The following is a 12,402-nucleotide window of genomic DNA, read 5'->3' on the forward strand; positions in this document are numbered from 1 at the left end:
AACTACACCTCAGAGATACCGATCAACAACCATGCGGGCGAAATCCATGGAGGCTGTAAAGGCCGGTGAAATGGCATTGAGGATATGCAGGGTCCCGCCGTCTTTGAGCACGATAAAATCCATGACCATCTCACGTTTCTTCCTGTCGATGAGCTGGGGCCTAATGCCCGACTTTTCGGAGTGCATTATATCGCCGGGACGGAGCCCTCGTACCAGTTTTTCCGCGTCCCTGAAGAAAAATTTACCGATGTATTTGACGGGCTCGCTCAGGGCTATATGGCGAAAGCCCGCATTGCTGAAGAGGAGCAGGGCGTCCCAGAGAAGGAGGGTCAGAGCCTCGGAGTCCATGCCCGCCACGAGGCCGTAGTTTTCCCGGCCGAAGGCGGGAATGGCCGTGGGTCCTATATAGGTCGTGCCGTCGACACCCCGGGTAAAGTGAACTCCCAGGAAGGGGTTTCGAATATTGGGCGCAGGATAGATGCTTCCCCTGACGGTTACCCCGCTTGCGGGCGAGAGCTTCCGGTATGTCCCCTTGAAGGGAATGAGCCGGTAATCGCATCCTAGGCCAAAGGCATGGGCTATGCGGTCGCTGTAAGCTCCTGCTGCATTGATAAAAGTATTGAATTGAATGGGGCCTTTATCGGTGATGATTGAACCCGAGCCCTGCTGTTTCAGAAATTGTGTCCCTGTCAGGATGGTGATATTCTTTTGCTTTGTCAGGTCATCATATAGGCTCTTCATTATCGCTTTGGGGCTCACCATGGCCGTTTCCGGTGAATACAGGGCTCTGACCCTGGTTCGGGCCGAAGGCTCCAGTTCGGACAGTTCTTTTTCGCTGAGTATTGATACGGGCGAGCCGTTTGCCAGGGCCCTGCGGTACAGCTCGTCCAGGACCGGCAGCTCCTCTTCGTTTTTTGCAACAATCACCTTGCCCGATTCCAGCAGGGGAAGTCCGTGTTCGCGGCAGTACTCCTTCATGAGACGGTTTCCCCGTAGGCACGATGCGGCCCTCAGGCTGTCCGGGGCATAATAGATACCGGCGTGGAGAACGCCGCTGTTGCGTCCCGAGGCATGGAGCCCCACGGCCTCTTCTTTCTCGATGATCAGTATGTCGGCATTGCCGCGACTGACCAGTTCCCTGGCAATGGTGAGACCGATGATCCCGCCACCGCAGATGAGTATGTCTGTTTTCAGTTCTTTCATGGTAAATTCCTGGTTTATTTACAATGAGATTTAAATGCAGGATAAACGTTATTGTGTCAATACATTATAGCGGTCTCTGACTTCGTGTAGGGGCTCTGACCCCTTTTTAAGTAAAAAGTATGCTCTGACCCTTTATTCTCCGACAAGAGACGCCTCAATCTCCTCGCGCACAATCCCTTTGCTGTCGCCGAGGAATTCCTCCAGGGCGATGCGGGCATCGGAGCCGGTTATGCGTCCCAGGGCCCAGGCAGCCATGGCTCTGACCCTCTCATCGTCGTTTTCCCTGAAAGCGCGCACCAGGTCAGGAACATATACGGGGTCGGCGCTGTTGCCCATGACGCGAGCTACGTTCATTTTCCACCGCCAGATGTTGTTGTAGCCCATGTAGAACATGTGGGGCCACACCAGTTTTTCAAAGTAATCCTTATCCATGTGGAGCAGGCGCGAGAGATTGAAGTTTTCGGCCTTCAGGGCGACGCGCCTGTTCTGCGGCAGTTCCTGGGACATCCAGGCCTCGTTGCGGGGGCACACGTTCTGGCAGCGGTCGCAGCCATAGACGTACATGCCCATGGGTTCCCGCAGCTCCCTGGGGGTCAGACCGTCGCCGTAGTAGGTCAGGTAGGATATGCAGCGGCGCGGATCAATGGTGCCGTCTCCCTTCAGTGCCCGCGTGGGACAGGCTGCGACGCAGGCGTTCCGGCACCAGTCGGGGCACCCCATGCGTACAGTGGGTGTGTCCGGTTCAAAGGATTGGTCCGTCACTACTGCCATGGGGATGATCCAGGAACTTTTACGCGCCACCCGTTCGGCATAGAGGAGGCAGTTTTTACCGAAGGTGCCCAGGCCCGCACGGGCCGCGGCGGCCCGGTGGGGCAGGTTGAAGGGGACCTTTGAGTCGATGCCGTTGTCCCTGAGATAGCTTCGGAAGTTTTTGATACGCAGAGTCAGACCGTCCTTTGTAACACGGTCGTCATCGAGGTAGCAGCGGCCGAAATTATGTTCGATGCAGGCCGGAAAGGATTCCTTGAAGTAAACATCGAGAAGCACGATGATAGACCCGGCGCCGGGAAGTATCTCTGTGGGGTCAGAGCCCTTCATGAGCTGCAGCCCGGCCGACTCGGCCCATCCGTATTCCTCCATGCGGCCCGAAAGAATCCTGCGGTGTTCAGTGAAGGGTTCCGCCGTGGTGAACCCGATATCGTCGAATCCCAGTTCCTTTGCCTTCGTGATTATATCAGCTTTCTTAATCATTGCCGCACCTCGTCGTGTAGTATGTTAATCGTTCTAAGGGTAAAATATCAGACCGTGGATGCCTTTGGTTCTATGCATTTCGTTTTGATTCGATAAGCTCCTTGAGAGAACTTATACACTGGCGCATATCCCTTTCATCCTTGCTCACCCGTGACAGCATGATGCCCCCTTCGAGAAGGGCCACGACATGCTTTGCCAGAGCCGGGGGAACGATAGAAGAGTCCAGTTCGCCGGCCTTTACAGCTCCCTCAATGAGCGATGTTATCATGCTTACCCATTCCCGGAATATACGGCTGATGCGCCGGGAGAATTCCTCGTTCGTATCGGCCATTTCCAGGGCAGTATTACCGAAGATGCATCCGCCCGTGAATCCGCGGCTCCGGTGATAGCGGAACACCGCGTCCACCAGGCTGTAGAGTTTATCCACGCAGGTATCGCCCTTCACTTTTCCCTTCAGGTAATCGTTGTACTGCCGTGACGCCTCGTCGATGATGGCAAGGCCCAGTTCCTCCTTGCTGTGAAAGTGAAAGTAGAGGTTTCCCTTTTTAACGCCCGTGGCCTCGATGATATGGGAAATACCCGTATTCCCGAATCCCCGTGTATTAATGAGGGATACTGCCGTACCCAGGATGTGCTCCCGTGTCATTTCGCCCTTTGTTTTTTCCGTCATGATTGTTTCCTGTAATATACTGACCGTTTGGTACAGAATATATGATCCTGGAGATATTGTCAAACAAAATTTATTGCGGGAGAAAAGACCCGTCGCGGTTGCGACCCCGGTGAAAAATTTACCTGTCTATGAACAGAAATTAGCCACCCCTGGAAGGGGTTTGTGAATTATCATTCTTAAGTCCCCCTCCGGGGGATTTAGGGGGCCGTGTCCCCGTGGCGACATTTATAATGATTTTTCCCTGATAAATATTTCTCTCTCAACATATTTTATGTCTAAAAATAACTTGTCAGCTATGCCTTCCTCTCCCAATGTAGTCATTGGCTTTTACATGAAAAGTGACGGCGGCTGCACGGGAGGAGAGCATGATAAGTACGGGCGTATCTTATATCGACGAAATAACGGGAGGCCTCCGTCTGGGCGACAACGTCGTCTGGCAGGTTTCCGACGGTGTCTCCATTGACAGCTTCATAAAGGCCTTTTTTGATACCAACAGTGATTTCCAGAGCAATATCATCTATATCAATTCGAATTACTCCCCGCATACGATTAAAAAACGGTATGATTATCTTTTTCAAAAAAATATTACTCTCATTGACGCCTTTACACATGGCAAGGGAAACAGTGATCCTGTTTTTCTTGATTTTTACCAGGACAGGAATCTTGATCCTCAACGCTTCATCTGTGTTGAAAATCCCCGCGATGTATCGGTGTTCACCTCGGTCCTGAACAATATAGAGAAGGATAACAAGGATGGTTCCTTTTACATTTTCGACAGTCTTACAGGGCTCTTCGAGCTCTGGAAAAACGAACGGGATGTGATTGATTTTTTTGCCTTTAAATGTCCCAAGCTCTACGATCTGAACACGCTGGCGTACTGGATTTTTGAGCGCGACGCCCATTCAAAGGAATTCATCGCCAGCATCACGCACATCACGCAGGTGATATTCGCCCTGAACGCTTCTCACATGGATTATTACCAGATCAGCATCAACAAGCTGGAAAACAGGTCTTCCTTTCACGATATCGAACCGCGTTATTTCAGGATCATCGACAAGGAGATACGGTTTAAATCGGACCGCATCGATGAAGTTATCCGCATAGGTGAAAAGGTGAAGAAACTCCGCAAGGAGAAAAAGATCACCCAGTCCGAACTCGCCATGGTGCTGGGCATGACTGCCGGGGCCATATCACAGATCGAGAACAACCTGATTTCGCCTTCCCTGCAGTCCCTGGTGCAGATGGCGGCTTTTTTCAACAAGCCCCTGGGCTACTTTATAGGGACAGAACTGGAAAACGAAAAAGACCGGGGATACCAGTTAACAAGAAAGAGCTCCCAGCGGAGCAAGGCGACAAGACCGGTTATGATAGAAGAACTTGTTGAACATCACGATATCTCTATCAAACCCTATGCCGTGACGGTGGCAAAAAACAGCATCATAGAGGGGCCCATCCTGCTGCACAAGGGCACGGAATATCTCACCGTGACCGGGGGGACCATTGACCTGGTCATCAACTCGGACACGGTATCACTGAACAAGGGTGATTCCCTTATCCTTGAGAGCTCCTTCATTTCCCAGTGGAAGACGGCAGGCCAGGACTGTGAGATGGTGTATATTTTACTGAAGTAAAGGGATTATAAGTTTTTATCAGCACTGAATATCACCGCCCGCTCGCTATAGCTCGCTGGTGACACGGAGTTCACGGAGCCTGCCCACGGCTTACGGTTGTTTTTGGAGTTGACTCTTTAATGAATGATTTGATACTCTGGGATTGAAATAAAAAATGTTTATCGGGAAGGACGCCGTATTGAAACCCATCGTCACCGCCAGCACGGGCCTTGAAGGCCTCGATCATATCGTGAACAATCTTAACCTGGGAGACAATGTCGTATGGCAGGTTGACAGTATAGACGATTACATGGAATTTGTAAAACCCTTCCTGGAGCAGTCACTGAAGGAAGGGAGGAAACTCGTCTATATGCGTTTCGCCACGCACCCCCCCGTGGTTGACACCAACGATGCCAGAATTAAAACCTACCAGTTGAATGCCTTTTCCGGTTTTGAGTCCTTCGCTCATGAAGTGTATACCATAATCGACCTTGAGGGGGAAGAGGCCTACTATATCTTTGACTGTCTTTCCGACCTTCTTTCAGCCTGGGCCACGGACCTCATGATCGGAAATTTTTTCGTCATAACCTGTCCCCATCTTTTTGTACTCAACACCGTGGCATATTTCGCCCTCTTCCGGAACAGCCATGATTATAAGACCATCGCCCGCATCAGGGAAACGACGCAGCTGCTCATCGATATCCACCATTTCGGCGGCAGCTATTATGTGCATCCCCTGAAGGTATTGAATCGTTATTCGCCCACCATGTTTTTTCCCCACAAGAAGGAGGGAGAAAAATTTACTCCCATTATCAGCAGTGCCGACGCGGCGGATTTTATTCACTATCTGCATAAGATAACAACGGAGGTTACCAAGAGGAACCTGGATTTCTGGGACCGCCTTTTTCTCGAAGTGGAAGCCCTCAAATGCGGCGATTACTGCGAAGAGGATAATCTCGATATGATTAACCGGCTGTGCCGGATCATTATCGGCCGCGATGAAAGGATTTTTTCCCTGGTGAGGAAGCATTTTATAATCGATGATTTTATCGCCATCAATGACCGGCTTATCGGCACGGGGTTTATAGGCGGGAAGACCACGGGCATGCTCATCGCACGGAAGATGTTGATGAACGACAGCGGGCACAAATGGCATAATCTCATGGAACCCCACGATTCCTTCTATATCGGTTCCGACGTGTTCTATACCTACATTGTGCAGAACGGCCTGTGGAGCCTTTTCATGAAGCATAAGACGAAGGAGGGCTATTTCACGGCCGCTCCGGAACTGTGTGAGCGCATGATGGACGGAACTTTCCCCGATGCCATCAAGGAGCAGTTTCAGCAGATTATCGAATATTTCGGCCAGTCGCCATTCATTGTCCGTTCCAGTAGTCTCCTCGAGGACGCCTACGGGCACGCCTTCGCGGGTAAATATGAGAGCTATTTCTGCGTCAACCAGGGGAGCCCCCAGGAACGCTACCAGGAATTCACCCGGGCCATCCGCCTCGTCTATGCCAGTACCATGAACGAAGACGCCCTGGCATACCGCCTCCAGCGCGGCCTGGACCAGATGGATGAGCAGATGGCGCTCCTGGTGCAGCGCGTGTCCGGCGCCCACCGGCGGAATTATTTTTTCCCTGACATCGGCGGTGTTGGCCTCTCCTACAATACCTATGTGTGGAAGCAGGGCATGGACCCCGAGGCGGGCATGATGCGGATAGTGTTCGGCCTGGGGACCCGGGCGGTCAACCGCGTGGAAGGCGACTATCCCCGCATTGTCGCCCTGGATGCTCCCCAGGTACAGCCCCTGTCGGGGATGGATGACCTGAGAAAATTTTCGCAGCACGATGTCGATATCCTCAATATCGAAACGAATGCCATAGAGACGGTTCCCTTGGGCCGGCTTCTATCGGACCTGCCCGAACTTGACATGAATCGTTTTGCCGAGATGGACCTGGAACTGGCCCAGCGCATCCGCGATATGGGCCTGAAGGAAGCCACGCCCTGGCTCATCAATTTCCGGTATCTCCTGGCCGAGACGCAGTTTCCCGATCAGATGAAGGAACTGATGCAGACCATCGAAGAGGCCTATGACTATCCCGTTGATATTGAGTTCACCGTCAATTTCGCTTCCGACGGCAGGTATAAAATAAACCTGCTCCAGTGCCGCCCCTATCAGGCAAAGGGATTGAAGATGAATGTTGCCATTCCTGAAAACATCGATGAAGCCCGGACCTTTTTTCGCAGCGAAGGGAACTTTCTCGGGGGAAGCATACTGCAGCCCATTACGCGGATCATTTATGTCGATCCGGAAGGCTATTCGCGTCTGAACCAGTCGGGAAAGTACGACGTGGCCAGACTGGTGGGGAAGCTGAACAGGCTCATCGACGACCGCATGAATTTTCCCGCCATGCTCATCGGTCCCGGCCGCTGGGGCACCACAACACCGTCACTGGGCGTGCCGGTCCGGTTCGCCGAGATAAATAACATCAGGGTCCTCGTTGAACTGGCGCAGATGAGCGAGAATGTCATGCCCGAGCTTTCCTTCGGTACTCACTTTTTCCAGGACCTGGTGGAAACGGAAATATTCTATATAGCACTTTTCCCTGAAAAGCAGGGGGTTTATCTCAACATGGATTTTCTCCGTCAATATGAAAATGGTATCCTGAGCATTTTGCCCGACAGCGGGGCCTATGCTGATATCGTACACGTCTACGATGTGGGCAGCGATACTGTAAGCATCGCTGCGGATATCATATCCCAGAGGATTGTCTGCTACAGCTGAGGCTTCCGGAATGTTCCGAGGGGCGGCACTGCAATTCCCATAATGAATTTTTGTTCAGGCCCTGCACATTTTCTTAAAAAATATTTAATCCTTAAGTGGTTTCAGGCGTATTATATTGAGACGTGAATAATATATCAGGAAAAAAGATATGTCAGATATGGGCAGCACCGCTATAGACAGGGCACGGGAAATTTTAGCGGAGGTCTTCGGCTACGAAGCCTTCAGGCCCCTGCAGGCCGAGATAATTGAAGCGGTTATGAAAAAAAGTGATGCCCTGGTGGTGATGCCCACGGGCGGCGGGAAATCGATCTGTTACCAGATACCCGCGCTTATGTTTTCCGGGCTTACCGTTGTTATCTCACCGCTTATTTCTCTTATGAAAGACCAGGTTGACCAGATGAAGCAGCTTGGAGTCGAGGCGGTTCTGCTCAACAGCTCGATCTCGCGTGACGAATACGGCTCCAACATCGCTCTTATCCGGGATGGAACGGCAAAGCTACTGTATGTTGCGCCCGAGACCCTGCTTAAAAATGATATACTCTTACTGCTCACCACCGTTACCGTCGACTGTTTCGCCATTGACGAGGCGCACTGTATTTCCGAGTGGGGCCATGACTTCAGGCCGGAGTACCGGATGATAGCACAGGTACGGAAAAGGTTTCCCCGCGCGGTCTGCATGGCCCTGACCGCCACTGCGACGGAGAGAGTGAGGGGCGACATCAGGAAAAACCTGGAGATGAGTGAGACTTCCGACTTTATAGCAAGTTTTAACAGGGACAACCTGTTTTACCGCATAACGCAAAAAAACGACGCCCTGAAACAGACGCTGGAATTTCTTTCGGGGCATAAAGGAGAATCGGGTATAATCTACGCGTTTTCACGCGACAGTGTCGACCGCATTTATATGAGCCTGAAAAAACATGGATATTCGGTACGGCCTTATCACGCGGGACTGGCCGATGAGGATCGGCGCAAAAATCAGGAGCTCTTTCTGAAAGATGAGGTGCAGATAATTGTTGCCACAATTGCTTTCGGCATGGGAATACATAAAACCAATGTCAGGTTTGTTATTCACTATGATCTTCCCAAGAGCATAGAGGCGTATTACCAGGAGACGGGTCGCGCCGGTCGCGACGGGGTCGATTCCACGTGCCTGCTCCTTTACAGCTATTCTGACATACATAAGATCCGTTATTTCATTGATCAGAAACCCGATGAAACCGAAAAGAAAGCAGCGGTATCACAGCTGAACGCCCTGGTCAACTACGCCGATTCTGAGTGCTGTCGCCGTATTCCCCTCATCACCTATTTCGGTGAGGAATACAGCAGAGAAAGCTGCGGCATGTGCGACAACTGCGTTTCACCCCAGGAACAGGGCGACGACCTGACCCTTGCGGCGCAGATGTTCCTTTCCTGTGTTAAAAGAACGGGCGAAAAATTCGGTACGGGGCATATAGTCCAGGTCCTGCGCGGCTCAGGCGCAGCAAGGATCAGGGAACTGGGGCATAATGGATTGAGCACGTACGGTATCGGCAAAGACTATTCCGTGCAGTCATGGAAAAACATGGCGCGACAGTTTGTAACCAAGGGACTCCTTATACAGGACATGCAGAGTTACGGTGAGCTAAAGCTTACTGAAAAGGGGCATGCTGTGATGAGAGGATTTGAAAAAGTGATGGGGCGGTTTGGCGAGAATGCCACGGCACAAAAAAAGCCCATTTCCGGTATCAGTTATGACGGCATGCTTTTTGAACTGCTCCGTGAAAAAAGAAGGGCTCTTGCCGCTGAAGCGAATGTTCCTCCCTATGTAATATTTTCAGATAAAACGCTCATGGCCATTGCAGAGGCCTATCCACAGAGCAGAGAAAGCCTCATGACAATTCACGGCATCGGTGCGCATAAGATCCAGAAGTTCGGTGAAATAATTATTTCCATCGTTAAAGAGTATTGCGAGGAAAAAGGGATAATTGATAAGACGGTCGAAATTCCCGCTCCGCGTGAATATGTAAAAAAACCGAGACATGTTCAGATCGGCGAGCTGTATAATGCAGGGCGTTCAATTACCGAGATAGAAGCTGCAGAAGGAGTGCAGAGAATAACTGTTATCTCGAACCTCAAAAAATATGTCCAGGACGGATATTCGATTACATCGGCAGGTTTGCGGCCGCTCCTTTCGCTCGATGCGGAGCGTATTTTGTCAGTTATTGCGGCTTTTGACCGGCACGGCCACGAATTTCTAAAACCCGTATTCGAAGAGCTGGGAGGATCCGTCGACTATGATACCCTCCAGATATGCAGGCTCTACTATCTTTGCAGTGACTGAACCCCCGAAAATACCTATAAAATGCCCCTTTTTATCCTGCTTCACCCTTCACTCCCGGTTATGTTACGGTAATGTAAAATTTGCCGTCCCTGGTTCAACTCTTCAAAAAATTAATTGGACAACAGAAAATGACAAAATGATAGTCATGCTAAATGAAATATTAGTTATTCTAACGAATATAAATAAAAATTAAGAATAACTAAATATATAAAATAAAAAACTCAAATAAATGAAGGAGTCATTCAATGTCGGTTCTAAAAGAAGTTTTTGAAAAAGTAAAACAGAGAGACCCTGATCAGAAGGAGTTTCTCCAGGCCGTACAGGAAGTTCTCGATTCTCTTGAGCCAACGGTGGCAAAACACCCGGAATTTGTCAAAGCAGGTCTCTATGAGCGTATCGTGGAACCGGACCGTGTCATCATGTTCAGGGTTCCCTGGGTCGATGATAAAGGCAATGTCCAGGTCAACAGGGGATTTCGCGTACAGTTCAATAACGCCATCGGTCCTTACAAGGGCGGTCTTCGTTTTCACCCTTCAGTAAATCTTGGCATCATCAAATTTCTCGGTTTTGAGCAGATTTTTAAAAACTCCCTCACCACGCTTCCCATGGGCGGCGGCAAGGGCGGTTCGGATTTTGATCCCAAGGGAAAATCAGACATGGAAGTGATGCGCTTCACTCAGTCCTTCATGCGTGAACTCTATCGTCATATCGGTGCCGATATAGACGTTCCCGCCGGTGATATCGGCGTGGGCGGCAGAGAAATCGGCTTTTTGTTCGGCTATTATAAAAAAATAACAAATGAGCATACCGGCGTATTGACCGGCAAGGCTCTTGAGTACGGCGGAAGTCTTATTCGTCCCGAGGCGACCGGTTACGGCGCAACGTACTTCGCCGCTGAAATGCTCGCAACAAGGGGACTGGATCACAAGGGCAGAAACGTCGTTGTGAGCGGCTCCGGCAACGTGGCCCAGTACACGGTTGAGAAAGTCAATGCCCTGGGCGGTAAGGTAATATCCCTGTGCGATTCGGCCGGCACTATCGTCGATGAAAAGGGTATCACCGCGGAAAAACTCCAGTTCGTCATGGAACTGAAAAATGTCCGCAGGGGAAGAATAAAAGAATACGCCGACAAGTATAATTGTTCATACTTCGACGGGAAAAGCATCTGGGATGTAATCAGGGAACAGGGATTGAAAGTTGATATAGCCTATCCTTCGGCAACACAGAATGAGATCAACGGCCAGCACGCGCAGGCACTCATAGACAACGGCTGCATATGCGTATCTGAAGGCGCCAACATGCCGTCAACACCTGATGCAGTGGATATTTATCTGGAGAACAAGATTCTCTACGGTCCCGGAAAGGCCGCCAATGCAGGCGGAGTCGCCACTTCGGGCCTTGAAATGTCCCAGAACAGTCTTCGCATGTCCTGGAGCAGGGAAGAAGTAGATCAGAAACTTCAAACTATTATGAAAAACATTCACAAGGCCTGCCTCGAGGCTTCAGAAGCTTACGGCCAGAAAGGCAACTATGTGATGGGAGCGAATATCGCCGGGTTTACCAAGGTAGCAAAGGCCATGCTCGCCGCGGGGATTGTATAGAAAAATCATATGCCGGGATTCGGTTATGAATCCCGGCATTTTTATCATTCCCCATGCTGTTCCATCAGGGCCTCCGGAAATTTATGAAATGCACTCAGAGGAAAATAACATGCATACCATTCATTCAAATGATCTTGTTCAGCCTACACTGGGAAGAATGGTGGTTGACGCTCCGTATGTCGCCGAGTACAGGAAAGCCGGCCAGTTTATAATTCTGCGGATTGATGAATTCGGCGAGAGGATTCCCCTCACCATCGCCGACGCCGATAAAGATAAAGGTACCATCACCCTCTACTACCAGATTGTGGGGGTGACGACACGGAAAATGTCACTGCTGAAAAAAGGGGACCATCTGCAGGATATCGCCGGACCGCTGGGCCATCCCACTGACGTGAAGCGTTACGGGACCGTGGCCTGTATCGGCGGCGGTATCGGCATCGCGCCGCTTTATCCCATTTCCCGGGCCATGAAGGAGGCCGGCAACAGGGTCGTCAATATACTGGGCGCCCGTTCGAAGGACCTTCTCATCCTCGAAGACGAGCTGCGCGCCATAGGCGATGAAACCATCGTCTGCACCGATGACGGCTCATACGGCAAAAAGGACTTTGTCACCGGCGCACTCCGGGACCTCATGGCGAAAGAAAAAGTCGATATTGTCGTTGCCATCGGTCCCGTGCCCATGATGAAGGCCGTGAGCGACATGACCAGGGAGCCGGCCATCCGAACTTTTGTCAGTCTTAACTCGATCATGGTGGATGGAACGGGAATGTGCGGGGGCTGCCGTGTAACCGTCGGTGGCGGAACGAAATTTACGTGCGTTGACGGACCGGAGTTCAACGGACACGAGGTTGATTTCGGCGAGCTCGTATCGCGCCTGGGCACGTATCGGGGTGAGGAACGCGTCTCCGATGAAAAACATAAGCACGCGTGCAGAATCGGTTTGGACAGGAATTGAA

8 protein-coding genes are annotated in these 12,402 nt (G+C 51.0%); 5 read left to right on the forward strand and 3 right to left on the reverse strand.

Annotation, left to right across the window (positions count from 1 at the left end; genetic code table 11):
- Window positions 1-9 precede the first annotated feature (9 nt).
- From CVV44_01850 to CVV44_01860, 3 genes are all read right to left on the reverse strand, one after another.
- Complete coding sequence (locus CVV44_01850) at window positions 10-1,203, reverse strand: L-2-hydroxyglutarate oxidase (GenBank protein ID PKL41405.1); 1,194 nt, start codon at window positions 1,201-1,203, stop codon at window positions 10-12.
- Window positions 1,204-1,335: 132 nt separating this feature from the next.
- Complete coding sequence (locus tag CVV44_01855; protein ID PKL41406.1) at window positions 1,336-2,454, reverse strand: epoxyqueuosine reductase; 1,119 nt, start codon at window positions 2,452-2,454, stop codon at window positions 1,336-1,338.
- 70 nt (window positions 2,455-2,524) lie between these two features.
- Window positions 2,525-3,124, reverse strand: a complete 600-nt coding sequence (locus tag CVV44_01860; protein PKL41407.1) for a TetR/AcrR family transcriptional regulator — start codon at window positions 3,122-3,124, stop codon at window positions 2,525-2,527.
- 365 nt (window positions 3,125-3,489) lie between these two features.
- Here CVV44_01860 and CVV44_01865 point away from each other — a divergent pair, with 365 nt between their 5' ends.
- From CVV44_01865 to CVV44_01885, 5 genes are all read left to right on the forward strand, one after another.
- Window positions 3,490-4,755, forward strand: a complete 1,266-nt coding sequence (locus tag CVV44_01865) for a hypothetical protein (GenBank protein PKL41408.1) — start codon at window positions 3,490-3,492, stop codon at window positions 4,753-4,755.
- Window positions 4,756-4,909: 154 nt separating this feature from the next.
- The gene (locus tag CVV44_01870) at window positions 4,910-7,522 is read left to right on the forward strand and encodes a phosphoenolpyruvate synthase (protein ID PKL41409.1); all 2,613 of its coding nucleotides are present in this window, start codon (window positions 4,910-4,912) and stop codon (window positions 7,520-7,522) included.
- Between the two features lie 157 nt (window positions 7,523-7,679).
- A complete protein-coding gene (gene recQ, locus CVV44_01875) occupies window positions 7,680-9,845 on the forward strand; it encodes a DNA helicase RecQ (GenBank protein PKL41446.1) in 2,166 nt (721 codons plus the stop codon).
- Between the two features lie 245 nt (window positions 9,846-10,090).
- Complete coding sequence (locus tag CVV44_01880; GenBank protein PKL41410.1) at window positions 10,091-11,446, forward strand: NADP-specific glutamate dehydrogenase; 1,356 nt, start codon at window positions 10,091-10,093, stop codon at window positions 11,444-11,446.
- Between the two features lie 109 nt (window positions 11,447-11,555).
- A complete protein-coding gene (locus tag CVV44_01885) occupies window positions 11,556-12,401 on the forward strand; it encodes a ferredoxin-NADP reductase (protein PKL41447.1) in 846 nt (281 codons plus the stop codon).
- Window position 12,402: the final 1 nt, after the last annotated feature.

The organism is Spirochaetae bacterium HGW-Spirochaetae-1, assembly GCA_002839375.1.
In the GTDB taxonomy this organism is placed as follows: domain Bacteria; phylum Spirochaetota; class UBA4802; order UBA4802; family UBA5550; genus PGXY01.